The sequence below is a fragment of the Rhizobium sp. X9 genome (assembly GCF_018873185.1).
In the GTDB taxonomy this organism is placed as follows: Bacteria; Pseudomonadota; Alphaproteobacteria; order Rhizobiales; family Rhizobiaceae; genus Agrobacterium; species Agrobacterium oryzihabitans.
On record NZ_CP071311.1, the window covers coordinates 3,086,674 to 3,112,158 of the forward strand.

Consider the following 25,485-nt stretch of genomic DNA (forward strand, 5'->3'; position numbering starts at 1 on the left):
TTTGTTTTTAACGGTTGGCCATCTGCGACATACGCTCGGGATAGCGTGCGCCGGCGACCTTTGCCGGGGAAAGCAGCGCTCCGAGGCTTGCGGCTTCATCCGCCGTCAGCGAAACATCCGCCGCTGCGACGTTCTTCTCCAGATTGGCGATTTTTGTCGTGCCAGGAATGGGCACTATGAAGTCGCCCTGCGCCAGCACCCAGGCGAGCGCCAGCTGCCCGGCGGTAACACTCTTTTCGGCAGCCATGTCTTCCAGAAGCTTGATGAGCGCCAGATTGGCATCGAAGTTTTCACTTTGGAAGCGCGGCAGGCCGCGGCGGAAATCGTCGGATGCAAGGCCGTCGAGCGACTTCAGCGCCCCCGTCAGGGCACCGCGCCCAAGCGGGCTGAAGGGGACGAAACCGATGCCAAGTTCGCGGCAGGTTTCCAGCACGCCGTTTTCCTCCACATCGCGGGTCCACAACGAATATTCGCTCTGTATGGCCGCGATCGGATGCGTGGAATGCGCCTTGCGAAGTGTTTCGGCACTCGCTTCCGAAAGGCCGAGGTATTTCACCTTGCCCTGCCGGACCAGTTCCGCCATGGCGCCCACCGTATCTTCGATCGGAACGTCAGGATCAACGCGATGCTGGTAGAACAGGTCGATGACGTCGACGCCAAGGCGTTTGAGGGAGGCTTCGGCGACCGCGCGCACATTTTCCGGGCGGCTGTCCGTGCCCACCATCATCTGGCCCGCGGGTTTGCTGGCGTCGATTTTGAAACCGAACTTGGTGGCAATGACCACCTTGTCGCGATAGGGCTTCAAGCCTTTGCCGACGAGGATTTCATTGTTGTACGGCCCATAAACCTCTGCCGTATCGAAAAAGGTGACGCCGAGTTCGACGGCGCGGTGCAGCGTTGCTATTGCGCTGCTCTCATCGCCGGTCGGGCTATAGGCGTGGGTCATGCCCATGCAGCCGAGGCCGAGCGCCGAAACGGAAAGGTTGTTTCCAAGGGTTCTTTTTTTCATCTGTTCGTCCTTCCAAAGGAACCGCCCATCGCTAAGGGCGTGATGAGAAAATAGCGTCTCATGGCGGCAAAAATAATCGCTGCAAATCCGTTTGGGTTGTTCTATTATTTAGAACAATGAACCGTGTGCAACTCTCCCAGCTGGCCGTTCTCGCCGCCGTTGCCGAAGGCCGCAGCTTCCGTAAGGCCGCCGCGGAACTGGCCATCGCACCCTCCGCCGTCAGCCATGCGGTATCGTCGCTTGAGGCAAGCCTTGGCCTGCGTCTGCTTCATCGTACCACCCGCAGCGTTTCGCCGACAGAGGAGGGAAGGCGGCTTCTTGAAACACTGGGGCCGGCGCTTGCAGATATCGACACGGTCATCGAGACACTTGCCGAGCATGGCGGAAGACCGGCTGGCCCCTTGCGTATCACCCTGCCACGGCTTGCCGCCGAGGACCTCATCGTGCCCCGGCTGGGCGAGTTCCTGCGGCTCTATCCCGATATTTCACTCGAAATCTCCACGGATGATCGCTTCGAAGATATCGTCGCGAAAGGTTTCGATGCGGGCCTGCGGCTCGGGGAGCATCTCGATGCGGATATGATTGCGGTGAAAGCGAGCGGTGCATGGCGCGGCGCGATTGTTGGCGCGCCCTCCTATTTCGCAGAGAATCCACCGCCGGAGGACCCAAGGGATCTCATCCGGCATCGCTGCATTCGCCGGCGTTTCGCCAGCGGCCTTATCTATCGCTGGGAACTGGAGAAGAACGGCAAGCCACTGGTGGTGGATGTGCAGGGGCCGCTGATCCTGTCGGACCAGAGCCTCATTCGCCGGGCGGCCATCGACGGGGCAGGGCTTGCCTTCGTTTTCGAGCAGCGTGTCGAGGATGACATCAGGGAGGGCAGGCTTGTCCGTGTGCTGGAGGACTGGTGCGCGCCGTTTGACGGTTTTTACATCTATTATCCCTCGCGCCGGCAGATGAGGCCGGCGCTGAGGGCTTTCGTGGATTTCTTCCGCTTCAGGGGGTGATCAGAATTTGATGCGATAGCGGATGTGACCATCGCTTTTCACGTAGCTGTCGTAGAGCTTCTGGGCGCGGTGGTTGTTTTCGTCCGTGTTCCAGTAGAGCCGTGACCAGCCTTTTTCAGCGCAGATGGCGATGAGGTCGTCCATCAACGCGCGGCCCGTTCCCTTGCCGCGGATCGCGCCGTCCACGAACAGGTCCTCAAGGTAGCAGTCGGGCGTCTTCACCCAGGTGGAGTCGTGATAATGATGGATGGCGAAGCCCGCCATCCTGTCGCCGAGAAGAGCAACGCGCATGGAAACGCGTGACGCCGGATCGAGGATACGTGCCCACGTATGGTCCGTCACCTCCTCGGCAAGCTGCACCTCATAGAAGGCGAGATAGTCATTCCACAGGCGCAGCCATTCCGCCCGGTCAGCCGGCTGCGCATCGCGAATTGCAAGGTCCATGTTACGCACCCGCCTTGTCGAGCAGCGTCATCATCTCATCCGTCAGCTTCAGATCGACGGCGCGCTCGAAGCTCTCGAGTTGCGACAGGCTGGTGGCGCTGGCGATCGGCGCCGTCACGGCCTTCTTCCGCAACAGCCAAGCGAGCGCGATATCGGCAAGCTTGGCCCCGGTTTCCACGGCAACCGCATCCATGGCGCCCAGAACGGCAAGGCCGCGCGTGTTGACATATTCACCCACGCGGTAGCTGCGGGCCACGCCTTCCGTATCGGCCTTGGCGCGATATTTCCCGGTGAGGAACCCGGCCGCGAGGCTGTAATAATTGATGACGCCAATTTCTTCGGCGACGCAAAGATCGGCAAGCGGACCTTCGAAATCCGCGCGGTTGTAGAGATTATATTCCGGCTGCAGCACGTCATAACGGGGCAGATCGTTTTTCGCAGCCGTATCCAGTGCTTCCTGAAGCTGGCTCGCCGAATAGTTGGAGCAGCCGATGGCGCGGATTTTTCCCTGTTCCTTCAGCTTTGCGAAGGCGGCAAGCGTCTCCTCCAGCGGCACGTCCGCATCCGGCTTATGGGCGAGATAAAGGTCGATATAGTCGGTTTGCAGCCGCTTCAGCGAGGCCTCGACAGCTTCGGCGATCCATTTAGCGCTGAGGCCGGTCTTCTGGCCGCGATTGTCAAAGCCGACCTTGGTGACGATCACCGCATCTTCGCGCTTGACGCTCGACTGTTTCAGCCATTTGCCGATGATGGCCTCGGACTCGCCGCCCTCATGCCCGTCCACCCAGGCGGAATAAACGTCTGCCGTGTCGATGGCGTTGAACCCGGCATCGAAAAAGGCATCGAGCAGGGCAAAGGAAGTCTTTTCATCCGCTGTCCAGCCGAACACGTTGCCGCCGAAGACGATCGGGGCGATGGAGAGGCCGGTGCGGCCAAGGCTTCGTTTTTCCACGGGGAATGCTCCTGTTGCTGTCGTTGTGGCAAGGTTAGCAACTGCTCATCCGCATAACCATTCAATTCCTTTGATGGCATTCATCAGGCAACGGGCGAAAGCTGGCGAGGTCAGGCCTGAAAGCCGCGATAGTGGCTGGGCGGAAGGCGATTATGCTGTTGCCACACGCGCCGCAAATGCCGGGCGGAGGCAAAGCCTGCCCTCTCGGCGATTGCTTCCATATCGAGACGGCTGTTGGCAAGAATGTCGCGCGCAAGATTGACCCGCATCAGGTTGACGTAGTCGATGACGCTGATGCCGGTATGCTCGCGAAACAGGCGGGAGAGATGCCTTTCGCTGAGTGCTGCAATATCGGCCAGCCGCTCCAGCGACCAGTCCCGAGCCGGCTCGGCCATCACTCGGTCCTGAACCCGGTGAATGGCGGGGTGAATGTGGTTGCGGCCGGTAAGCCAGGGGGAGATTTGCGGATCATTGCCGCTGCGCCTGAGATAAACGACCATTGTTTTGGCAATGCGCGCCGCGACCGCCGGGGATGTCAGCCGGGAAACCACATGCAGCATGAGGTCGATGCCGGTGGAAATACCGGCACTTGAAAAACGGTTGCCATCCTCGACGAAAAGGCGGTTTTCGGCCACCTGGGAGAGGGGCGCGATGCGGCGCAGCGCTTCGACGCAATCGGCATGCGTCGTACAGTTCCGCCCGTCGAAAAGCCCGGCCTCGCCAGCCAGCAGTGCGCCGGAGCAAATGGAGACGAGCGTGGTGTCGGCGCGCACCGTGCGACGCAGCCATGCCGCCAGCCCCTGCCGCTCGCGGCGTGTCTCCGGCTCGTTGTCGAAGCGCGAAGTGCTGCCGGAAACCACCAGGAACGCATTTTCCGGCAGGCTCTCGGGAAGGCTTTCCAACCCGCAAAGCCCAAGGCCGATGGAGGATTGCTGTTGGTCATGCGCGGCGATGTAGCGGCAGTCGAAATGGATATCCTTCTGTTCCCCGTTGGCATAACGGATCACTTCCAGCGGACCCGCAATGTCCAGCAGCAGCGCATGCGGCGGCACAAGCGTATAAAACGGGATGATGCGTGTGCCGCCTTTCTCCATCAGGCCGCCTCTTTCACGCCTGCCAGCGCTCCATCGACGGTCGTGATCCGGGCGAAGCGGCCGGCGAGCACCAGTTCTGTCCGTTTACGGATATCGTCCGGGCTGAATACGGTGCCGGAAGCATGCGTCATCGGAAAGGTGAGCGTCGCCTCGGTAACGTAATCGACGCTGTAGCCGAGGTCCGAAGCATGCCGCGTCGTTGTTTCGCAGCATTGCTCGGTGCGGATGCCGGAGGCGATAAGCCGGTTGATGCCCTTCTGCGTCAGCCAGATTTCGAGGCCGGTGCCGGCGAAAGCGGAATGGCGGCTCTTGTGAAAGGTGACATCAGGGCTAATCCGCACACCCTCTAGCGCGCGGATGTAACCGCTTTCCTTTGCGAAGGCCCGATCGCCATCCACGTGGAAGATCTGCACGACGGGAATTCCCGCCGCCTTGGCGCCGTCGATCAGTGCCTGCTGCTTTTCCAGATAGGCAGCCAGTCCGCTTTCTTCGAAATAGGGCGCATGCCGGAAGGATTCCTGAACATCGATGACAAGAAGGGCCGTCTGAGAAGAGGACATTTTGTGGTTCTCCATTGGGTTCATGCATAGCATAATTCACCCATTGAAGATGGGGGAAAAGCAGGCAAACCGACAAAGGCAGGACAAATCCGGCCACTACTATCGCAGCCATGTCTCGCGTGGCTTGCCAGACTGCCCGACAATGATAAGTTTCGCAGACATTGCAGAGTGGGAGAACGGGATGCTGCGCTTCGGAATAGTTTCAACGGCGAAAATCGCCCAGGATCAGGTCATCCCGGCGATACAGGATGCGAAGAACTGCGTGGTCACGGCCATCGCCAGTCGCGATCATGCCAAGGCCCGTGCGGTTGCCGACCGTTTTTCCGCTCCCCATGCCTTCGGCTCCTATGAGGAGATGCTGGCATCGGATGTGATCGATGCCGTCTATATTCCGCTTCCCACCGCGCAACATGTGGAATGGACGATCAAGGCGGCCGATGCCGGCAAGCATGTTCTCTGCGAAAAGCCGATTGCCCTGAAGGCCGAGGAGATCGACGCCCTCATCGCCGCGCGGGATCGCAACGGCGTTGTCATATCGGAGGCCTTCATGGTCACCTACTCCCCGGTCTGGGCGAAGGTGAAGGAATTGCTGGCCTCGGGCGCGATCGGAACGCTGAAACACGTCCAAGGCGCTTTCAGCTACTTCAATCGCGATCCCGGCAATATGCGCAATATTCCCGAACTGGGCGGCGGGGCCTTGCCGGATATTGGCGTTTACCCGACCATCGTCACCCGTTTTGTCACGGGTGCCGAGCCGAAGCGCGTCCAGGCGAGCGTCGAGCGTGACAAGGATTTCGGCACGGATATCTATTCCAGCGTCAGGGCCGATTTCGGTGGTTTCGAACTGAGCTTCTATCTGGCGACCCAGCTTGCCGCCCGCCAGCTGATGGTTTTCCACGGCACGGACGGCTACATCGAGGTCAAATCGCCCTTCAACGCCAATCGCTGGGGTGCGGAAGAGATCGAATTGACCAATCAGGCCCATAACCAGTCGCAGATCTTCCGGTTTCAGGACAGCCGCCAATATAAGCTGCAAGCGGAGGCTTTCGCCCGCGCGGCGAAGGGCGAAGGCGAAGTGGTCACGCTGGAAAACTCTCGGAAGAACCAGCTTTTCATCGACGCCATCTACCGGGCGGGCGAGAAGGATGGCTGGGAAACGGTTTAGTCGCTATCCACACGCTGCTTCTGCAGCCGCCTGTACCCGTAAAGTGCCAGCACCAATGCTGCGAGCGCCGAAAAGGCAAGCGGGAAGAGTGGCTGTACCAGCGGGTTGCGCCATTGCAGCAGTGCGAAAAGCCCGACGCTGACGATGCGGGACGTGAGTGTGACGGTATTCGTCAGAAATCCGCTCACTTTGCCGGATTGATCGCCCTTCGACCGGTTCATCTGCCAGCTCGCCGCGAGCCCTGCCGCAGCGCCGGGCAGCCGGGCGGCAAGCGGGTCGATATCAATGTAAAAAATCAGCAGAGAGGTGACGGCAAGGTCAACGGCTAGTCCGTAAATCTCGGTCAGCGCAAAGTGGGAAAGCCTCAAGGCGGTCAGCTGTTAGAGCGTCGGCTGAGTGGAGCGCGGGCGCTGCAGCACCAGAAGGCTGATAACGACACCCACGACGCCGAAATTGTATCCGGCAAGGGCCAGCAGAAGCGACGTCAGGGGTATGGCCGTGGAAGAAATCATCATTGCGACGCCATAGGCGCCAATAATCATCATGCAGACGAAGATGATGCTGAAGACCGAACGCAACGCAACTGCGGTTACGCCGAGCACTGTGGCGGTAAGAAAAATCATGATGCCGCCTCCTCTTTGGTTGCCGGGCTTGGGACAAGACGTAACGTCTTCTTCCCTAACGAACCCTTGTTTTCTCCTCCGTTCCCTATTTTCCTAACTCGTTAGTTGAGGATATGGTTTCATCGCCGTTAAAATAGGGCAGGCCCGTACCGGCATTTCCGAATCGACGGGTTTTGGTTACAAACAGCCATGAGCGATATCTTCTCCCATGCCGCATTGAGCAATCTTGCCGAGTTCTCGGTGTCCGAACTGTCGGGTTCCATCAAGCGAACGGTGGAAACGGCTTTCGATCAGGTGCGGGTGCGTGGCGAGATTTCTGGCTATCGCGGCCCGCATTCGTCGGGTCACGCCTATTTTTCGCTGAAGGATGATCGCGCCCGCATCGATGCGGTGATCTGGAAAGGCACGTTTTCGCGGCTGAAGTTCCGCCCGGAAGAGGGCATGGAAGTCATCGCCACCGGCAAGGTGACCACCTTCCCCGGCTCGTCGAAATATCAGATCGTCATAGAAAGCCTGGAGCCGGCCGGCGCCGGCGCGCTGATGGCGCTTCTCGAAGATCGCCGCAGACGTCTGGCGGCGGAGGGGCTGTTCGATCCGGAGCGCAAGCGTCGCCTGCCCTTCATGCCGCATGTCATCGGTGTCGTTACCTCGCCCACCGGCGCGGTTATTCGCGATATTCTGCATCGCATTTCGGATCGTTTTCCGGTCCACGTCGTCGTCTGGCCGGTCAAGGTGCAGGGCGAAGGCTCGGGCGAGGAAGTGGCGAACGCCATTCGCGGCTTCAATGCACTTCAACCCGGTGGGGAAATTGCGCGGCCCGACGTGCTGATCGTCGCGCGTGGCGGCGGCAGTCTGGAGGATCTCTGGAGCTTCAACGACGAAATCGTCGTGCGCGCCGCAGCCGAGAGCGAAATCCCGCTGATTTCCGCCGTAGGGCATGAGACCGATACGACATTGATCGATTACGCCGCCGATGTCCGTGCGCCGACACCGACGGGAGCCGCCGAAATGGCCGTGCCGGTGCGGGCCGAACTGGAAGCTCAGCTTTCCGGCCTTGCTGCACGCCTTTCGGGTTCCGTCTCGCGCCAGATGGACAATCGCCGCCAGGGCTTGCGGGCACTGGTACGGGCGCTGCCTTCACTGGACCAGCTTCTCGCCTTGCCGCGCCGCCGCTTCGATGAGGCTGCAGGCGGTCTTGGTCGCGGGCTTGAAATGACGACGCTCAACAAACGCCGTGCCTTCGAACGTTCCGCTTCGGGTCTGAGGCCGGAAACCTTGCTGAATGGTCTCAAGCACCATAGGCAGCGGATTACCGAGCGCATGCACCGCGCCGAAACCCTGGTGGAGCGCCGTCTGCTGCAGGGAAAAGGCCGTGTCGATGCCTTCGATTCCTCGCTGCGTTCGCTTCCCGCCCGCCTGCTCGGCCAGCTGGAGCGGCAGAAGGAGCGGGTCGTCACTGCAGCGCGCCGGGCCGATACCGCCGTGCTGCATCGTATGGCGCAGAACCGCTCGGGCCTTGCCGCGCATAATCGCGTTTTGGAATCGCTGTCCTACAAAAACGTGTTGAAACGCGGCTATGCCGTTATCCGCGACGAGGAAAACCGGCCATTGACCCGCGCCGCCGCCATTGCTTCTGGCGCTGTGGTGTCGATGGAGTTTGCCGATGGCCGGGTTTCCGCCATCACGACGGGAGAGGGCATACCGTCTACGGAAGCTGTCACCACGCAAAAAAAGAAGCCGGCAAAACCGGCTTCCTCTGGTCCGAGCGATCAGGGCGACCTGTTCTGATCAGATCGACGTCGCATCCGAGAAACGGCGGCTGACGGTGAAGCTCTTTTCGATATCGGGATGCAGCTCCATGCCAAGGCCGGCGCCTGGCGGCACGGTGATCATTCCGTTTTTCACTTCCGGCAATGCCGTGACAAGATCGCGATACCAGGTCTTGTAGAAGGCGCGCACACTTTCCTGCACCAGCGCATTTGGCGCATTGAGCGAAAGATGCGTGGAGGCGCAGAGCACCACCGGGCCGGTGCAATCATGCGGCGCGACCGGCAGATGCCAGGCTTCCGCCATGGAGGCGATCTTGCGCGCCTCGGAAAGTCCGCCGCACCAGCTGATGTCCAACATCACCACGCCGGCAGCACCGGTTTCCAAGAGATCGCGGAAAGCCCAGCGGGAGCCGAGTGTCTCCGATGCGGAAATCGGGGCTGGCGAAACGGCGGCATAACGCGTCAGGCTGGAAAGGCTATCCATCTTGATCGGGTCTTCATGCCAGAAGGTCTGGTAGGGGGTGAGCGCCTTGGCGATCTGCATGGCGGGCAGAAGCTGCCACATGGAGTGAAACTCCACCATGATATCCATCTTGTCGCCCACGGCCTTGCGGATTTTTTCGAAAGGCTCGAGCGCGCTTTTCAGGTCCGGCATCGATATATATTGCCCGCGCGTCTTTTCCGCCGCCGCATCGAAGGGCCAGATCTTCATGGCCGTGATGCCGTCTTCCAGAAGCGAATGGGCAAGCTCGTCGGCCCGGTGCAGGAAGCCGTTCAGGTCGTCATAATCCTTGCCGCCGGAGAGGCCGTAATTGGCCGTCTGCTGGCCGGTCGCCTTCTTGATATATTCCGTGCCCGCGCAGGTATTGTAGGTACGGATTTCCTTACGGCTGAAACCGCCAAGCAATTGGGCGATAGGCTGGTTGGTGGCCTTGCCGAAAATATCCCACAGCGCGATATCGAAGGCCGAATTGCCGCGCACTTCCGCGCCCGATGAACGGAAGCCGAGATAGCCGACGAGGTCCTGCGCCAGAAGGTCGATCTGCAAAGGATCGCGGCCGATCACGCGGGGTGCGATATATTCATGCACATAGGTTTCCACCGTCTCGGCGCCGTAGAAGGTTTCGCCAAGCCCGGTGATGCCCTCATCGGTGTGGACCAGAACCCAGAGCAGGTTTGCCCGTTCCGCCACGCGGACGGTCTCGAGTTTCGTAATTTTCATGAAGTGTCTCCTCCAGAGGCAGGTCGTGTTCCGTCTGGAACTGCGTTGAAAAAATCAGGCGATGCCGGCGGCCAGAAGCGCATGCACGCTTTCATCGAAATGCCGCGCCATCAGCGTTGAGGCCGTTTGCGGGTCGCCCGCCGCAATGGCCTGTCCGATGGCGACGTGAAGTTCACCTGCGGCATGGCGCTGCGCGTCGGATGTGCGGCTCTTCCAGCCGATCGGCCAGGTCTGGCGTGTCACATTCTGGAAGGCGCCGAGAATGAGTTCGAAAACCGGGTTCTTCGAGGCTCTGGCAACGGCAAGGTGAAAGGCAAGGTCATGCTCCATTACCTTGTCATTGTCGCCGAAATCCCGCTCCATATTATTGGCGTGGTCGAGAATGGTGAGCGCTTCAGCATCTGTTCTCCGCAGCGCCGCGAGCGTCACGGTTCTGACTTCGATGGTGCGGCGCACATCGTAAATCTGCTGGATATTGATCTGCTCGGTGTGAATGCCATGTTCGAACATCAGCGACATGGCGCCGTGATCCAGCGTTGCCACCGTGGCGCGCTTGCCGGCGTTGACATCGATCAGCCGCATGGCCGACAGGGACCGGAAGGCTTCGCGAACGACGGTGCGGGAAACGCCGAGCTGCTGCGAGAGCGAAAGTTCGCTCGGCAGCTTCGCACCGGGGGCAAGTTCATTTTCCCGGATGTGACGGGTTATCGCGCCGATCGTGCTGCTGACGAGACCGGTTTCATGGGAAATGGCGTTATACATTTTTCCTCCAACCTGTAGTACAGGTTTATGGAAAATTGCTTACAGGATTTTTTTTAAGGAAACAAGCGCGATTGCGGTCGAGAACGCAGTGCAAGCCTATTCTTCGAAGTCCCGCAAAAACCGTTTCAAAAGCCGGTTCAGCGTTGTTCGTTCCTCTTCGCTGAGAGGGGCGACCAGCCGTTGCTGGTTTTCGACATGGGCGCTGACGGCGTCCTCGACAATGACAAGGCCGCGCTCTGTCAATGATATCAGCACACTGCGCCGGTCCTGCGGGTTGTGGATTCGCTCTACCAGACCGGCTTTTTCCAGCTGGTCGATCCGGTTGGTCATGGTGCCGGAACTCACCATTGTCATCGCCAGCAAGTCGCCCGGGGAGAGCCGGTATGGCGGGCCTGCGCGCCGCAATGTCGCCAGCACATCAAAAGCAGAAGATGAAAGGCCGTGTTTCAGCAGCACCGCCTCCACCTCGCGGCCGAGATGTGTGGTGAGCCGGTTCAAGCGCCCGAGCAGCCCCATCGGGCCGACATCGAGGTCCGGTCTTTCCCTGCGCCATTGCGCCAGAATGTGATCGACGTGATCAAGCGGTTCTTTGCTCATGACAAAGGCATAGCAATTGATATCTTGACGTCAAGATAAAATCGGCTAGATTGCATTTATCTTGATATAGAGATTCTTGAAATGAAGAAAAATACCGCCTATGCAGCCGACGTGCTGGTAACTGCACTTGCCCCCGCCATCTGGGGAAGCACCTATTTCGTCACGACCGAATTCTTGCCGCAGGGATATCCATTCCATGTTGCCATGCTGCGCGCATTGCCGGCCGGTATCCTGCTGCTGCTTCTCGTCCGAAAGCTCCCGCAGGGCGTCTGGTGGCCGCGCAGCTTCGTTCTCGGCGCGCTGAATTTCTCATTTTTCTGGGCGATGCTTTTCGTTTCCGCCTACCGGCTACCCGGTGGAGTCGCGGCGACGGTAGGCGCGGTTCAGCCCCTGATCGTGATTGGCCTCTCCCGGCTGTTTCTCACCACGCCGGTTCGACCGCTCGCCATCGCCGCCGGTCTTTTGGGCATTATGGGTGTCGCGCTTCTGGTATTGGCGCCGGGTGCAGCACTCGATAGTGTCGGCGTGGCCGCGGGTCTTGCCGGTGCCGTATCCATGGCGTTTGGAACCGTGCTGACCCGCAAATGGCGGCCGCCGGTTTCGAACCTCACCTTCACTGCCTGGCAATTGACGGCGGGTGGCATTCTGCTCCTGCCGGTCGCATATTTCCTGGAACCGGCGCTGCCTGCACCGACCATGGCCAATATTCTCTGCATGGCCTATCTGGGTCTTATCGGTGCCGCCTTGACCTATTTTCTGTGGTTTCGCGGCCTCGCCCGCATCGAACCCTCCGCTGCCGCGTCGCTTGGTTTTCTAAGCCCGGTCGTTGCAACCCTGCTCGGCTGGCTGGCGCTTGGCCAAAGCCTCACGCCAGCGCAGATCGTCGGGTTTGTTGCGGTGCTCTTCAGCATCTGGCTCAGTCAGCGCAGCCAGCTGCCGCGATAAGCCTTGTCAGGCCCATTCACCCTTGCGCATCACCGGAACCGTGGAGCCATCCGGCTTCACGCCATCAATATCCACCTTGTCGGAACCGATCATCCAGTCGATGTGGATCAGACTGGAGTTGCCGCCCTGCGCCTTGATCTGATCCTGCGACAGTGAAGCGCCGTCAACGAAGCACTTCGAATAGCATTGGCCAAGCGCGATATGGCAGGAGGCGTTTTCGTCGAAGAGCGTGTTGTAGAAGAGGATGCCGCTTGCCGAGATCGGCGAGGAATGCGGCACAAGCGCCACTTCACCCAGGCGCCGGGCACCCTCATCGGTATCCAGCACCTTGTTCAGTACGGCTTCGCCCTTCGAAGCCTTGGCCTCCACGATGCGGCCGGCCTCGAACTTCACCTGAATATTGTCGATTAGCGTTCCCTGATGCGACAGCGGCTTGGTGCTGGACACGTAACCATCCACGCGCAGCGCATGCGGCGTGGTGAACACTTCTTCAGTTGGGATGTTCGGGTTGCAGGTCACGCCGTTCTTGGCGGTGGAAGCGCCGCCGTGCCATTCATGGCCATCTGCCAGTCCGATTTTCACATCCGTGCCGGGGCCGGTGAAATGCAGCGATGCGAAGCGTTCGCCGTTCAGCCATGCCGAACGTTTGGCGAGATTGGCGTTATGCTCAGCCCATGCCGCGACCGGATCGGCCAGATCCACCCGCGAGGCGGCGAAGATGGCGTCGGCAAGTATGCGGACCGCTTCGTCTTCCGTCACATCAGGAAAGACCTGCTTTGCCCAGGAGGGGTTGGGATAGGAAATGATGTTCCAGTTGATATCGAAATTGGAAATCTTCTCCAGCGCCGGCTTGTAGGCGGTAGAGTTGGCCTTGTTGGCGCGCGCCACCTTGGCGGGGTCCTGCTCGGCCAGCAGCATCGGGTTGTCGCCGGCAATCGCCAGCCGCGCTGCCCCATTGGCATAGGCCTTCGCCATGCCCTCATAAAGCCAGCCGGAAGCCCGGTCGAAATTGGTGTCACTGGCGTGGCGATAACGCGAAAGCGTGGTTTCCTCGTCGGAATAGAAGGTGGTGACCAGTCCACCGCCGGCAAGATAAGCGTGTTTTGTCAAAAGCCGAACCAGCGGCAGCGCTGCCAGCGGAGCAGTGATCACCAGATCCTGATCCTTCTGCAATTGCAGGCCGACTTTGACGGCGACTTCGGCCAGTTTTTCGAGTTTGACGGGATCGATGGGAGAAACGGTCATGATCTGCCTTCGCATATTTCAATTGGAGGCGCCGACCATAGCCCATTCCTTTCGAAAGCCAAATGCTTTCAAAAGCTGGATTGAAACCTCAGTCGGCCACCAGCGGCGCAATGATGGCCTTTAGTGCCGCCTGGGCGTCGCGGGGTGAAAGCCGCACCTGCAAGCCTCGCTGTCCGCCATTCATGTACACATAATCATGCGCCATCGCCTCAGCCTCGATGGCCGTCGGCACCTGTTTCTTTTGCCCGAAAGGGCTGATGCCGCCAACATGATAACCCGTGGCGCGTTCCGCATCAGCCGGTTTCATCATGCTGGCGGATTTGCCGCCGAAAGCGGCGGCGAGCTTCTTCATGCTCACTTCGCGATCGGACGGGACAACGACGCAGACCGGCTTGCCATCCAGCTCCGCCATCAGCGTTTTCAACACCAGATGCGGCGGTTCGCCGATCGCCTCGGCCGCCTGCAGGCCGATCCTGTCGGCATTTGGATCGTAGTCATAGCTGACGGTGGTGAAGGCGACGCCAGCCTTGGCCAGCATTTGGGTAGCGCGGGTCGTTTTGGACATTGGGAACGACGTTCAGGCAAAGAGGGTCTGGTAGGTTTCCGGTTTGAAGCCGACGGTGATCTTGCCCTTCGCTTCCAGCACGGGGCGCTTGATCATCGAGGGCTGCTCCAGCATCAGCCCGATGGCCTTTTCGCGGTCAAGATCGGCTTTCTGGCTGTCATTCAGTTTCTTGAAGGTCGTGCCGGCCCGGTTGAGAACCGTTTCCCAGCCTGCGGCATCACACCATGTTTCGAGATGGGCGCGGTCAATGCCGGTCGCTTTATAGTCATGGAAAGAATAGTCGACGCCATTGGTTTCCAGCCAGCTTCTGGCCTTCTTCATCGTGTCGCAGTTCTTGATGCCGTAAATCGTGATCGTCATGCTGCCAGCCTCTTTGTCTTCAAGCTCTCCGGCATAACAAAATATACGCCTTATTCAACCGTCCGCTGAAGTGCCCTGCCTCGTTTGAGAACTTCGGCACCCAAGCAATGCAAAATCGCAATGGCTGATATCCAAACGAGCGCGAGCAAAGCTGCATGGCTTCCCTGCTACATCATGAGTTGTAGAAGAGGCCATAAATACCCATTATCTGGGCATCAAAGATGGAGAGAAAAATGCGTCAGGTTGCAAAGACATCGCGTAACTTCTTCGGCGAAACTTTCGCCGTTCTGGGTGCAGCACTTTCGGTTTCGGCCGCTGTTCGCGCACACCGCAAGCCGGCCCGCGCCGACCTCGAAGCCCTTGGCATCGACGGCAAGGCTTTCGACAAGGTTCAGCTCTAAGCTGGTTATCGTTCGCAGCGAGGCGAAACAGCCTCGCTCGTGCATGGGCTCCGGTGGGCGTTACCGCGCCACGAGCTTTCGATTGGCCCGTTTTCTGGGACCGATCACTTTTTCAGGTAAGGGCAGCTGGCTCTCAGGCGGCTCGTAACGATCGGCTTTCGCCGAAAGCGCGAAGCGCCCGAGCGAATCGTGCCGTGTTTCGCCATTGTGGCTGAAAACCAGCTCAAAATTGCCAGCAAGCCAGCTATAGGGTTTTCCAGCCGGCATCGGCTCTATCTTCCCGCAGCCATAAATCATGGTGATATGCGGAGTAAAAGATGACGCCGGGATATAGGGAAGATTTGCCCGCCAAAGCGCGCGCTGCAACATCTTCACCAGAGCGTCAATCTCCGGCATCTCACGGCTGCTTCGCAACACCAGGCTATTTCGATTGCCGAAAAGCGAACTTCCGTCCAGCGTGATCGGAACGGGCCGTGCCCTGACTTCCCCCAATGCCGCCTTCAGCCTGCTTAGCAAGCCCTGCGGGATGGTATCGAAACATCCGATACACATCAGCGTTATATGCAGAAGCTCTGCGGGATATGCCTCACGCAGCGTGCGCCCTTCGGCATGGTGCGATGCATCGGCATAAATTCTCTCCGCCAGAGCTGGCGGCGGCTTTAAGACCAGCAAAAGCTTGCTGAGAAACCGTGGATTGAAACGCCGTATTTTCTGCGGCTCCAGCCCATCAAAATAGAGCTGCCTTAAAGCCCCTCCATCCGTCAACTCGAAACCCATGACGATGCTCCACAGCCTTATGCCAAGGCCGGAAACCTATCATTGTACGGTAACAAAATAAAGAACAAATAAAGAACAAAAGGCGGAATTGCTCCGCCTTTGTCTTATTCCCACTCGATCGTGCCGGGCGGCTTGCTCGTCACGTCGTAGACGACACGGTTGATGCCACGCACCTCGTTGATGATGCGGGTTGCCGCGCGGCCGAGGAAATTCATGTCGTAGGGGTAGAAATCCGCCGTCATGCCGTCCACAGAGGTCACGGCGCGCAGCGCACAGACGAAGTCATAGGTGCGGTAATCGCCCATGACGCCCACGGTCTGTACCGGCAGGAGCACGGCGAAAGCCTGCCAGATGGTGTCGTAAAGACCGGCCTTACGGATTTCGTCGAGATAGATCGCATCCGCTTTGCGCAGAATATCGAGCTTCTCGCGGGTGATCGCACCGGGGCAGCGGATCGCCAGACCCGGACCGGGGAAGGGGTGGCGCCCGATGAAGCTTTCCGGCAGACCGAGTTCGCGGCCAAGCGCACGCACCTCATCCTTGAAGAGCTCGCGCAGCGGCTCCACCAGCTGCATGTTCATGCGTTCGGGAAGACCGCCGACATTGTGGTGGCTCTTGATGGTGACGGAGGGGCCGCCGGAGAAGGAAACGCTTTCGATGACATCAGGATAAAGCGTGCCCTGCGCCAGGAAATTCGGAGCACCCTTGCCGTCTGCGGCGATCTTGGCGGCTTCGGCCTCGAAGACCTCGATGAACAGGCGGCCAATGGTCTTGCGCTTCACTTCCGGGTCAGAGACACCCGACAGTTCGCCGAGGAACAGATCGGCGGCATCCACATGCACCAGCGGAATGTTGTAATGGTCGCGGAACATGCCGACCACCTGCTCGCTTTCGCCCATCCGCATCAGGCCGTGGTCCACGTAGACGCAGGTCAGCTGGTCGCCGATCGCCTCGTGGATGAGGATTGCGGCAACGGAGGAATCGACGCCGCCCGACAATGCGCAGAGCACGCGCCCGGTGCCGACCTGATCGCGGATCTTGCGGATCATTTCGGCGCGATAGGCCGCCATCGTCCAGTCGGATTTGAGGCCAACGATCTTGTGCACGAAGTTGGAGAGCAGCTTGCCGCCATCAGGCGTATGCACCACTTCCGGGTGGAACATGGTGGTGTAATAGTGGCGCGTCTCGTCGGCAGCGATGGCGAAGGGCGCGTTCTCCGAGGTTGCGATGACCTCGAAACCTTCCGGCAGCTTCGTCACCCGGTCGCCGTGGCTCATCCAGACGGGATAGCTCTTGCCCTGCTCCCAGAAACCTTCGAAAAGCGGGCTTGCCTTCTTGATGTCGATGTCGGCACGGCCGAATTCAGCCGCATGGCCACCCTCGACCACGCCGCCGAGCTGGGTGCAGAGCGTCTGCTGGCCGTAGCAGATGCCGAGGATCGGAACCTTGCTGTCGAACACCGCCTGCGGCGCGCGCGGGCTTCCTTCCGCCGTCACGGATGCGGGGCCGCCGGAGAAGATCACGCCCTTGGGCTGAAGCTTCTCAAACGCCTCTGCGGCATTCTGGAACGGATGGATTTCGCAATAGACCCCGGCTTCGCGGATGCGGCGCGCAATCAGCTGCGTCACCTGGCTGCCGAAATCGATGATGAGAATGCTGTCGGGATGGGCTATCTGGGTCATGGCGAGCCTTTAAAGAAAATGGCGGCTTTAGGCAACCCGGAAGCGGGTGTCAAACAGCGGAAATTTGCGAAAATCGCAAGGTTTCAAAGGGCAATCACACCGTCTTCGATGGCGCGGCAAAGCCGGTCGACGGCGTCTGCGAGCTTTTCATCGATGATGTGCAGGTATTCTGTCCAGTCGTCCACGTGGTTCACATCGGCCTTTCCATCGGAAATACCGCGCAGGCTGACGAGCGGCACGCCGAAGCGCTGGCAGGCGCGGAGCACGGCATAGGTTTCCATTTCCACCATGTCGGCGTCGATCGCCCCATAGGCCGCGCCGGAGACGACATTGGCGCCCGTGGAAAGCCGCGCCTCGGCAATATCGGGTATGCGCAGGGGTAAGGCCACCTCGGCCGGCAGATCGAGAAACGGGGTGCGGCCCTTTTCGAACCCGAAGGCGGAGGCATCCATGTCGCGATAGGAAACCGAAGTCGCCTGATAGATGCCCGTCTGGTCCAATGTTCGCGAGCCGGCGGAGCCAAGCGAAACGACAAGGTCGGGCAGATGGTCCGCCGCATCGAGCCCGGCAAGAATTGCCGTGACCGAAATCGCCGCCTCGACCGGTCCCACGCCCGTCATCAACGGCGCGATGCGCGCCTGCAGGTGGGGGCCATATTCAGCGGAGGCCGCCATGACGAAAAGAATGGATTTGTCCGCAACATGCGAAATCCGGTAGCTCATCCGGTAATATCCTCACGACCTTTCACCACCATCATCGTCCCCGTCATGGAGGCGATCAGCTTTGCCGGGCCGTCCGAAAGCGCATAGGCGCGGCCATCCGCAACGATCAGGTTGTTGCCCGGCTTGATGATTTCGCCACGAAACAGGAACCGCTCGCCGCGTCCCGGCGACATGAGATTGACCTTGAACTCGATGGTGAGCAGCGAAGCTTCCGGTTCGATGATCGTATAGGCGGCATAGGTGCAGGCCGTGTCCAGACCGGCGGCGATGACACCCGCATGCAATATGCCGTGCTGCTGCGTCAGCTTTTCATGAAAGGGCAGCTCGATTTCCACCAGCCGGTGTTCGATGCGGCTTATCTGCGCATCGATTGCCTGCACGACACCCTGTCTCGCAAAGCTTCTTTCTATCCGCTGACGAAAATCGCCGGGATCCGTGATCTCCATGGCCTACCTGCCTGCTTTTAGTCCCCATCGCAAACTGACATGGCGCGTGGCAGCGGGCAAGGCAAGGGTTGCGCAGGCAAAATTTAGTTCAGCCAGTCGATACTCGCGTTCAGCATCGTGGCAAAGGCGACCCAAAGCGCATAGGGCACGAACAGCCACATCGATATCCTGTCACGACTATAGGTGAGCGTGATGAAGGCGATGATGCAGATCAGCATCGGAATGATGACGACAAGTGCGCCCGTCGGGCTTTGCATGCCGAAAAACATCGGCGACCACAGGAAATTCAGCACCATCTGCGTGAACCAGAGACGCATGCGCGTCCCCATCGGTTTGCGGATCCACGTCCGCGCGCCGGCGATGCCGATCATCACGTAAAGCGTCGTCCAGACCGGTCCGAAAATCCAGTTGGGCGGATTGAAGAATGGTTTCTGCAGCGATTGATACCATTCGCCCGGCACATTGTTGACGCCGATCAGCGCCCCAATGGCAACAACTGCAACCACGAAAACAATGTACACGGTAAGGTTTTTCATGACGCATCCAATGCGCCGGCCGGACTTTTGTTCCCGTGGCTTTTCAGTATTTTAGCCGGAAATTCGCACGATGTGCTGGTCCCATGCCACGTCGCTGCGAATGGCTTCGAAAAATCCGTCATAGGAAGAAACCGCAATGCCGCTCGCGGCAGGCGCGACGCCCGCTGCCTCCCGCACCGTCATCTCGGATACGACACGGCCGGTTTTTGCATCCAGGGTCACGGCGGCGTTGCCGTTGGGCGAGGTGAGGCCCACCAGACCGTCACGTCGGTTGACGGCGATGGCCCCGACATAATTGGCAAGGCGCACCGTCGTTTCCTCCGGCAGATCGACGAAGACAAGCTCCTCGCCCTTCGAGAAATGGCCGACAAGTGGCGGGAGATCGTTGCGCGGTCCCTCATATTGGCAGGCAAACCAGACGCGTCCATCGTCGCCAAGATCAACATGGCGGGTGGAGAGCTGCCGCAACCGATCCGGCATCGCGTGTTTCTGGATCAACTGGCCGCTTGCGACGTCCAGAAGTACGAGCGACGGCTGCATGCTGTCGGTATTGAGTTTGGTGCGGCCGAAATCCGGGTGGGTTTCGATGCCGCCATTGGCGATCACGATCAGCTTTCCGTCATCGCTCACAGTCATGTCATGGGTGCCGATGCCGTGCGCGTCATATTCACCGATGCGGGCAAATCCGTTGCGGGCATCGTAGAGCCCGATAACGCCGCGATTGCCATCGAAGTCGTTTTCGCTGGCGTAGAGGATCGCGCCATCGGGCGAGAATTGCCCGTGGCCGTAGAAGTGGCGGTTTTCCGGCGTGTGCATCACGACAGGCTCGCGGCGGCGCACGGGGTCGAAGGCCATGAAGAAGGTGCCGGGCCGGCGCGCAAAGGCCACCGTCATGCCGGTCGCATGGCTCGTCGCCATTCCATGGGCGCGGGCGGGAAGGGCAACGCGGTCAATGATCTCGCCGCGCTCGCTCACAGTCGCAATGCCGTAGGAACCGTTACGGGCGCGAAAGGCGGAAGCGAAGACGGCATCGGCGCGTTCCAGCGCATGCAGCGAGCCGGGAGCGAGCGTCGCAAGGAACGGAATGCCCGCCGCCTTGATGAAGCTGCGCCGGTCCATCAGCATCCGTTTTTCGCCTGTTGTCATCTGTTAGTCTCCGTCGGCGAAGGAAAAGCCGGAGCTGAGACCGATGGCGCCGCCATATTGGTCGTTGAGGCGATAGATAAGGTCCTTGCCGTTGAGCAGCAGATAATCCACCTTGGCGCGCTGCTGATCGTCGTCCAGCGCCTTTTCCACATCGGTATCGATCGTTCCCGCGATGCGGATCATCGATTTGGCGATGAAGTCGATGGAATTGACGATGGAACGCTGGTCCGGTGGCACGAGCTCGACCATATCCGCCGTGTGCAGAAGGGTCTGAACGGCCCTGATGTTTTCGGCAATGCTTTTCCAGGTCAGGCCGGACCGCCAGTAAATGGCCGTGCGGGGAAATTTCGCCTTGTCCGGCCCCTTGTAGAAGGTTTCGATGCGCTGGTCGCGGATCGCTTCGGAGCCGTGGACGAGAATGCCGAGCAGGGCAACCAGCGCCTCGCGCTCGTCGCGAAAGACGGGATTGTCCGCGCCCGGCTGCGTCCAGTTTTTCTGCGCGCCGTCAGGTGCGTTCCAGCTGTCGGAAAGCTCCGCTGCCAGATTGGCGACGTTGCCGGCAATCGCTGCGCCGTAGCGGCAACGGAAATCACCCTTCTTGTCGAGAAGCTCATCGGCATCCGTGCCGTAAAGTACAAATTCCAGTGCGCCGAGGCCCTGTGCTGCGACACTCTTGCCTTTCAGGCTGTCGGCGCTGGTGACGCTCTCATCTTTCTCCGCAAGGTAACGCTGCACCTGTTTCAGGCCGAGACCCTTCTTGTCGGGGTAATAGAGCACGCGTTCGAAACGGTTATGTTCGATCACCGGGCCGACGCGCACGATCTCGATGGTGGACCAGTTGGAGACCGTATCGGCAAAGGCAGCCTTGGCCGCCTCATCCGCTGTTTTGGAAGGGGCGGCGCAGAGGGCCTTCATGCTGCCTTCCAGCTTCTCTGCCGATTGGCGAAAGCGGTCATAGCCGGGGCGGATGAAGCCGTTCACGGCTTTTTCCATCACACCCCGCACCTGCGCCGGATCAAGCGGTGGCGGCGGCATCAGTTCCACATCCTGCGCGCCCGCAGGCTGCATGGTCAAAAGCAGCAGCACGGAGAAGAGGCCGGAAATTTTTCGCATGGCATTTTTCATCAAAGGGACTCCAGAAAAGCCAGCAAAGCCTGCCGGTCGGATTTTTGCAAGGCGGCGAAGGCGTCGCGCGCTTTTTGCGCTTCGCCGCCATGCCATAATATCGCTTCCGTCAGGCTGCGCGCCCGGCCGTCATGCAGGTAAAAATTGTTGCCGTTCACCCGTTGCGTCAGGCCGATAGCCCAGAGCGGCTGGGTTCGCCATTCCTGTCCACTTGCTTCGCCCACCTGCTGGCCGTCGGCAAGCTCCTCTCCCATGTCATGCAGCAGAAAATCCGAATAGGGCCAGATCAACTGGGAGGCATGCATAGGGTCGCTCGCATCACGGCGTGTGACGAATTTCGGGGTGTGACAGGATGCGCAGCCGGATGTGTAGAAAAGCTGCTTTCCCTGCAAAACGGTGGGATCACCCACATTACGGCGCTGCGGCACAGCGAGGTTTTCGGTGTAGAAGGTCACGAGATCAAGAACAGGGTCCGGGGCCTCCACTGGCCCGAGCCTCGGCTGTACGCCGGTCGGCATGGCAAGACAGTCCTTCTGGGCGTCGGTGCAATCGCCATAGGCGTTCGGAGCATCCGGTGTGGAAATGCCGATATCGTGGGAGAAGGCGCTGGCGCTCTGGTCTCGGACGCTCGCATTCTGGGCTTTCCAGCCAAACCGTCCCAGCTTCACCTCGCCGGTCCGGTGGTCCCGCACAAAGGCCGGGCGGCCGGAAATGCCATCGCCATTTTTGTCGTCCGGATCGGCGTTAGCCAGAATATCGGCCTCGGCAATAGCCTCGATCAACCCAAGCCCGAGGGTGGGCATGGCAATCCGCGCCGACAGAGTCGTATCGGCGCCCAGAGGGCCATAGTGCAGGCCTGCCACGACATAGTCGGGCCTGCGCAGCATCACCACCTCGCCATCGGAAAGCCGCACAGGCTTTTCGACATAGGTGACGACCGGCTTGCCTTCTGCGGCGAGGCCGGGAATGGCCAGGTTCTGAAGCTGCCGACCATAGGTCTCGTCGGGAAAATTCAGCACCTCGTGACGCGCAATCGCCGCCCGTTCCGCCTCGTTGCGGGCCGGCCGGGCCAGCCGCAGAAACAGGGAGACGGCGTCTTCCCCGGCAAGCGGTGGGCGGCCTCTGCCGTCCTTCACATGGCACGTCTGGCAGGACCGGGCATTATAAAGTGGTCCGAGCCCGTCCGAGGCCTGTGTGGAAGAGGGGGAGGAGACCCAGAGCTTCTGGAACAGCGCATTGCCGAGCTTGAAATCCAGTTTCCGCTCGAACGGCATGGTGGCGGAGGGATGTGAAAACGCGCCGCTATCGGCCTTGCTGGTGCTGGTCGCCGCCCCGACGGACATGGCCTCGAAGGGCTCCGGCGCGGTAAAATCCGTCGTCGGTGCGGTCATGATCTGGCGGCCGCTCCAGTCTTCCTCCGTCAGCTCGTCACGCGCCGGTTCGGCAAGCGTCATCGATGCCACAAGGCAGGCTGCCCCGGTGAAGAAGAACGGCTTACGGATCGGCGGCAGTAAAAATCGCATGGGCGTAACGGGCCGCAGCAATCTGCGGCCCGCCTTGGCACTTACTTGGAAACGGCTGTCGGATTGTCGAGGCTGTCGGACCCTTCAAGCTCGATCTTGCCGAGATCGAGCGCGGCGATGACACGTTCGACGGTCTTCGTCTGGTCGATGAGACCATCGATGGCCGCCTGAACCACGGCGTTGCCTTCCTTGTTGCCCTCGCCGATCATCTGGTCATAGGCCTCGACGGTCTGGCCACGCTTTTCCATTGCGTGCATGGCGTCGAGCGTCTTGTTCAGCTTCGCCGTCATTTCATCGTTCAGCGCCTTGTCCTTGGCGCCCACCAGTTCCGCAAGTGATGCGCCCGTCATATTCGTGCCGTCCACGCGGGTATAGTTGCCGGTATAGGCGGACGCGATGCCGATGGCGTCGTTGAGATGCGAATTATAGGTATTGTCGGAAAAGCAATCATGCTCCTCTTCCGGATCGTGCAGCAGGAGGCCGAGCTTCATGCGTTCGCCGGCCAGCTCACCATAGGAGAGCGAGCCCATGCCGGTGAGAATGGCGGTGAGGCCTGCTTTCGGGTCGGCTTCCACGGTTTTGGCAGCTTCGCCTTCCGGCGCCCAGGCATCCACCATCTCCTGAAGATCCTTGATCAGCAGGGTGGAGGCGGATTTCAGGTAATCGGCGCGGCGGTCGCAATTGCCGTTCGTGCATTTCGCCTTGTCGTAGTCGGTATAGGGGCGGTTGCCCGCGCCTGGTCCGGTGCCGTTCAGGTCCTGGCCCCAGAGCAGGAACTCGATAGCGTGGTAACCGGTGGTCACATTGGCTTCGACATCGCCCGCCTCGTGCAGGCTTTCGATCAGTTCAGGGGTGATCTTGGAGGCATCGACCTCTTCGCCGCTGATCTTGATCTTCGGATTGGCGATGATGTTGGCGACATAAAGCTCGTTCTCGTCGCTTTCCGTGCCATAGGAGGCGTCGACGTAATCGATCAGGCCTTCATCCAGCGGCCAGGCGTTGACCTTGCCTTCCCAGGCGTCAACGACAGGGTTGCCGAAACGATAGACTTCCGACTGCTGGTAGGGAACGCGCGCCTTGATCCAGGCTTCCCGGGCGGCTTTCAGCGTGTCCTCGCTCGGCGTTGCGATCAGCGCATCGATCGCCTTGTCCAGCGCCTTCGCCGTGGTGAGCGAGTCCTCGTATTTCGCGTGAGCGACATCGGCATAATGCTTGACCACAGCGGCGGCGTCGGTCGCGGCGCGAGCGGGAAGTGCTGTGAAAGCCGCCGATGCGGCCAGAAGCGCGAAAGACGCGCTGAGAATTGTTTTGCGGATCATGATCCCTCTCCTTGGGGCAGGCATGAAATGACTTCACGCCGCGGCAAGCGAGTTCTGACCCAATCACAAACTTGTGTCAAACATTCTAGTTTAGAATGCTTTGAAACAAGGCCGGTTGGTATTTTCGAAGTAAAATCAGCGCGTGCAAAACCTGTTTTACGGTTTGCGTTTCATCAAGCAGAAGAAGAAACCGTCCGTATCTGTGGTTGCAGGCGTCAGCGTCACTGTCTTTCCATCGGAGGAATGCGGTTTTCTGGCATTGTCGCCGAAAGTCGTCTGCCAGCGTTGCAACGCGGAACCGATGGAGAATTCCGTATTCTCCTCGCAGAACCGCCTGACCTGCTGTTCGTTTTCTTCAGGCAGAACCGAACAGGTGACATAAAGCAGCTCGCCGCCCGGGCGCACAAAACCCTTTGCCTGCGAAAGCGCTTCGCCCTGCTGCTGCACGCGCTCTTCAAGATTGCGCGCCGTCAACCGCCATTTGGTGTCAGGACGTCGGCGCCATGTGCCGGTACCGGTGCAGGGTGCATCCACCAGAACACGGTCGAATTTCTCATGGAAAGGGACTAAACCGGCTGCGCGGTCATGAACCTGCACATTGCGCGTGCCGGCGCGCTTCAGCCGCTCGATGATCGGCGCGAGCCGCTTGCGGTCGGCGTCGAAGGCGTGAACCTGACCCTTATTGTTCATGCTGGCGGCCATGGCCAGCGTCTTGCCGCCGCCACCGGCGCAATAATCGAGGATCTGTTCGCCCTCATGCGCGCCCGCAAGATCGGCAACAATCTGCGATCCCTCGTCCTGCACCTCGAACCATCCCTTTTGAAAGGAAAGTTCGGCGGTCACATTCGGCAGACGGGAAGGGCCTTCACCGGCGGGGATACGGACACCCTGACGGGCGATCTGCGTGGCTTCCGCACCGCTTTCTTCCAGCGCCTTCAGCACCTTGTCGCGGGTCGCTTTCAGGGTGTTGGCACGAAGGTCAAGGGTCGGCCGCTCGTTCAGCGCCTGCGCCTCGGCGAGCCAGCGCTCTCCGAAGGCCGTTTCAAAGGAAGCCTGTACCCATTCGGGAATGTCGCCCTGAATATGAGCCGGTGCGTCGGCGAGAGAACGGGAGAGAAAGGCTTGCTGCCTTTGTTCGTCTGGTGCGGCCGGGGCGAACTTGTCGCCGTCGAATTCCGCCGCCAGTTCCGAAAAGCTCTTGCCCCATTGGCGCAGCAGCACGGCATAGGCAAGCGAGGCGGCGCTGTCGTCATCCATCAGCCAGGCGTGCGACAGTTTCATGCGCAGCGCGTCATAGACGATGTTGCCGATCGCGGCTCTATCACCGGACCCGGCAAAACGATGCGCAAGCCCCCAGTCCTTCAATGCATCGGCGACGGGACGCCTGCGCCCCTCGATATCCGCCAATACTTCGATCGCTCCGGCCAAACGCCCGCCCAAACGCATTGTCTACCTCATTTTGCTGATAAGCCCGGTTGGTAGACGCGAA

28 protein-coding genes are annotated in these 25,485 nt (G+C 59.9%); 5 read left to right on the forward strand and 23 right to left on the reverse strand.

The features are described 5' to 3' along the window. Window positions 1-7: 7 nt before the first annotated feature. Window positions 8-1,009 carry an aldo/keto reductase gene (locus JZY08_RS14840; RefSeq protein WP_216330549.1) on the reverse strand — a complete coding sequence of 334 codons (1,002 nt, stop codon included), beginning with the start codon at window positions 1,007-1,009 and terminating at the stop codon, window positions 8-10. Between the two features lie 116 nt (window positions 1,010-1,125). Between JZY08_RS14840 and JZY08_RS14845 the strand changes: the two genes are divergently transcribed. Continuing rightward, window positions 1,126-2,016 carry a LysR family transcriptional regulator gene (locus JZY08_RS14845; protein WP_082183514.1) on the forward strand — a complete coding sequence of 297 codons (891 nt, stop codon included), beginning with the start codon at window positions 1,126-1,128 and terminating at the stop codon, window positions 2,014-2,016. Here the strand turns inward: JZY08_RS14845 and JZY08_RS14850 are convergent, their stop codons facing one another. The 4 genes from JZY08_RS14850 to JZY08_RS14865 all read right to left on the reverse strand — a co-directional run bounded on the left by JZY08_RS14850 (window position 2,017) and on the right by JZY08_RS14865 (window position 5,066). Then, window positions 2,017-2,460, reverse strand: coding sequence for a GNAT family N-acetyltransferase (locus JZY08_RS14850; RefSeq protein ID WP_003493370.1), 444 nt, complete (start codon window positions 2,458-2,460; stop codon window positions 2,017-2,019). It lies immediately after the preceding gene. 1 nt (window position 2,461) lies between these two features. Further along, window positions 2,462-3,412 (reverse strand): aldo/keto reductase, encoded by a 951-nt coding sequence (locus JZY08_RS14855; RefSeq protein WP_216330550.1) that lies wholly within the window; start codon window positions 3,410-3,412, stop codon window positions 2,462-2,464. Between the two features lie 110 nt (window positions 3,413-3,522). Beyond that, window positions 3,523-4,506 (reverse strand): GlxA family transcriptional regulator, encoded by a 984-nt coding sequence (locus tag JZY08_RS14860; RefSeq protein WP_003493374.1) that lies wholly within the window; start codon window positions 4,504-4,506, stop codon window positions 3,523-3,525. Beyond that, the gene (locus tag JZY08_RS14865; RefSeq protein ID WP_216330551.1) at window positions 4,506-5,066 is read right to left on the reverse strand and encodes an isochorismatase family protein; all 561 of its coding nucleotides are present in this window, start codon (window positions 5,064-5,066) and stop codon (window positions 4,506-4,508) included. The genes JZY08_RS14860 and JZY08_RS14865 overlap by 1 nt, the downstream gene beginning before the upstream one ends. Before the next feature lie 181 nt (window positions 5,067-5,247). Between JZY08_RS14865 and JZY08_RS14870 the strand changes: the two genes are divergently transcribed. Further along, the gene (locus JZY08_RS14870) at window positions 5,248-6,231 is read left to right on the forward strand and encodes a Gfo/Idh/MocA family protein (RefSeq protein WP_216330552.1); all 984 of its coding nucleotides are present in this window, start codon (window positions 5,248-5,250) and stop codon (window positions 6,229-6,231) included. Here the strand turns inward: JZY08_RS14870 and JZY08_RS14875 are convergent. Both JZY08_RS14875 and JZY08_RS14880 read right to left on the reverse strand, forming a co-directional pair. Continuing rightward, window positions 6,228-6,599 (reverse strand): hypothetical protein, encoded by a 372-nt coding sequence (locus JZY08_RS14875; RefSeq protein WP_216330553.1) that lies wholly within the window; start codon window positions 6,597-6,599, stop codon window positions 6,228-6,230. The two genes, JZY08_RS14870 and JZY08_RS14875, sit on opposite strands and share 4 nt — an antisense overlap. Window positions 6,600-6,611: 12 nt before the next feature. Further along, entirely contained in the window at window positions 6,612-6,854 is a 243-nt protein-coding gene (locus tag JZY08_RS14880; protein WP_216330554.1) for a hypothetical protein, read from the reverse strand. Between the two features lie 189 nt (window positions 6,855-7,043). Between JZY08_RS14880 and xseA the strand changes: the two genes are divergently transcribed. Continuing rightward, window positions 7,044-8,642, forward strand: coding sequence for an exodeoxyribonuclease VII large subunit (gene xseA, locus JZY08_RS14885; protein ID WP_216330555.1), 1,599 nt, complete (start codon window positions 7,044-7,046; stop codon window positions 8,640-8,642). Here xseA and JZY08_RS14890 read toward each other — a convergent pair whose 3' ends face one another. The 3 genes from JZY08_RS14890 to JZY08_RS14900 form a co-directional block, all read right to left on the reverse strand. After that, window positions 8,643-9,845, reverse strand: a complete 1,203-nt coding sequence (locus JZY08_RS14890) for a mandelate racemase/muconate lactonizing enzyme family protein (protein ID WP_003493386.1) — start codon at window positions 9,843-9,845, stop codon at window positions 8,643-8,645. Between the two features lie 54 nt (window positions 9,846-9,899). Beyond that, on the reverse strand, window positions 9,900-10,607 hold the full coding sequence (locus tag JZY08_RS14895; protein ID WP_216330556.1) for a FadR/GntR family transcriptional regulator: 708 nt from the start codon (window positions 10,605-10,607) through the stop codon (window positions 9,900-9,902). Between the two features lie 96 nt (window positions 10,608-10,703). Beyond that, complete coding sequence (locus JZY08_RS14900; protein ID WP_216330557.1) at window positions 10,704-11,204, reverse strand: MarR family winged helix-turn-helix transcriptional regulator; 501 nt, start codon at window positions 11,202-11,204, stop codon at window positions 10,704-10,706. A gap of 81 nt (window positions 11,205-11,285) precedes the next feature. Here JZY08_RS14900 and JZY08_RS14905 point away from each other — a divergent pair, with 81 nt between their 5' ends. After that, window positions 11,286-12,149: an EamA family transporter gene (locus JZY08_RS14905; protein WP_216330558.1), complete on the forward strand. Its 864-nt coding sequence runs from the start codon at window positions 11,286-11,288 to the stop codon at window positions 12,147-12,149. A gap of 6 nt (window positions 12,150-12,155) precedes the next feature. Here JZY08_RS14905 and JZY08_RS14910 read toward each other — a convergent pair whose 3' ends face one another. The 3 genes from JZY08_RS14910 to JZY08_RS14920 form a co-directional block, all read right to left on the reverse strand. Beyond that, entirely contained in the window at window positions 12,156-13,394 is a 1,239-nt protein-coding gene (locus JZY08_RS14910; RefSeq protein WP_216330559.1) for an aminopeptidase, read from the reverse strand. Between the two features lie 88 nt (window positions 13,395-13,482). Beyond that, a complete protein-coding gene (gene ybaK / locus JZY08_RS14915; RefSeq protein ID WP_216330560.1) occupies window positions 13,483-13,959 on the reverse strand; it encodes a Cys-tRNA(Pro) deacylase in 477 nt (158 codons plus the stop codon). A gap of 12 nt (window positions 13,960-13,971) precedes the next feature. Next, a complete protein-coding gene (locus tag JZY08_RS14920) occupies window positions 13,972-14,319 on the reverse strand; it encodes an ArsC family reductase (RefSeq protein WP_216330561.1) in 348 nt (115 codons plus the stop codon). A 233-nt stretch (window positions 14,320-14,552) separates the two neighbouring features. Here JZY08_RS14920 and JZY08_RS14925 point away from each other — a divergent pair, with 233 nt between their 5' ends. Continuing rightward, window positions 14,553-14,720 carry a hypothetical protein gene (locus tag JZY08_RS14925; RefSeq protein WP_003503889.1) on the forward strand — a complete coding sequence of 56 codons (168 nt, stop codon included), beginning with the start codon at window positions 14,553-14,555 and terminating at the stop codon, window positions 14,718-14,720. Between the two features lie 60 nt (window positions 14,721-14,780). Here JZY08_RS14925 and JZY08_RS14930 read toward each other — a convergent pair whose 3' ends face one another. The 10 genes from JZY08_RS14930 to JZY08_RS14975 form a co-directional block, all read right to left on the reverse strand. Continuing rightward, window positions 14,781-15,497, reverse strand: a complete 717-nt coding sequence (locus tag JZY08_RS14930; protein WP_216330562.1) for a 2'-5' RNA ligase family protein — start codon at window positions 15,495-15,497, stop codon at window positions 14,781-14,783. A gap of 104 nt (window positions 15,498-15,601) precedes the next feature. After that, entirely contained in the window at window positions 15,602-17,179 is a 1,578-nt protein-coding gene (guaA, locus tag JZY08_RS14935) for a glutamine-hydrolyzing GMP synthase (RefSeq protein WP_082183533.1), read from the reverse strand. 83 nt (window positions 17,180-17,262) lie between these two features. Next, window positions 17,263-17,901, reverse strand: coding sequence for a 5'-methylthioadenosine/S-adenosylhomocysteine nucleosidase (locus JZY08_RS14940; RefSeq protein ID WP_216330563.1), 639 nt, complete (start codon window positions 17,899-17,901; stop codon window positions 17,263-17,265). Continuing rightward, complete coding sequence (locus JZY08_RS14945; RefSeq protein ID WP_003493408.1) at window positions 17,898-18,347, reverse strand: PaaI family thioesterase; 450 nt, start codon at window positions 18,345-18,347, stop codon at window positions 17,898-17,900. Before JZY08_RS14945 ends, JZY08_RS14940 begins: the two co-directional genes overlap by 4 nt. A gap of 83 nt (window positions 18,348-18,430) precedes the next feature. Further along, the gene (locus tag JZY08_RS14950; RefSeq protein ID WP_020011110.1) at window positions 18,431-18,883 is read right to left on the reverse strand and encodes a TspO/MBR family protein; all 453 of its coding nucleotides are present in this window, start codon (window positions 18,881-18,883) and stop codon (window positions 18,431-18,433) included. Between the two features lie 51 nt (window positions 18,884-18,934). Continuing rightward, a complete protein-coding gene (locus JZY08_RS14955; RefSeq protein WP_082183536.1) occupies window positions 18,935-20,029 on the reverse strand; it encodes a DUF1513 domain-containing protein in 1,095 nt (364 codons plus the stop codon). A gap of 3 nt (window positions 20,030-20,032) precedes the next feature. Beyond that, window positions 20,033-21,154, reverse strand: a complete 1,122-nt coding sequence (locus JZY08_RS14960) for an imelysin family protein (RefSeq protein ID WP_216330564.1) — start codon at window positions 21,152-21,154, stop codon at window positions 20,033-20,035. After that, window positions 21,154-22,677, reverse strand: a complete 1,524-nt coding sequence (locus tag JZY08_RS14965) for a di-heme oxidoredictase family protein (RefSeq protein WP_216330565.1) — start codon at window positions 22,675-22,677, stop codon at window positions 21,154-21,156. Before JZY08_RS14965 ends, JZY08_RS14960 begins: the two co-directional genes overlap by 1 nt. A gap of 41 nt (window positions 22,678-22,718) precedes the next feature. After that, on the reverse strand, window positions 22,719-23,996 hold the full coding sequence (locus tag JZY08_RS14970) for an imelysin family protein (protein ID WP_216330566.1): 1,278 nt from the start codon (window positions 23,994-23,996) through the stop codon (window positions 22,719-22,721). Window positions 23,997-24,152: 156 nt separating this feature from the next. Beyond that, window positions 24,153-25,442 carry an RsmB/NOP family class I SAM-dependent RNA methyltransferase gene (locus JZY08_RS14975; RefSeq protein WP_216330567.1) on the reverse strand — a complete coding sequence of 430 codons (1,290 nt, stop codon included), beginning with the start codon at window positions 25,440-25,442 and terminating at the stop codon, window positions 24,153-24,155. Between the last annotated feature and the right edge of the window lie 43 nt (window positions 25,443-25,485).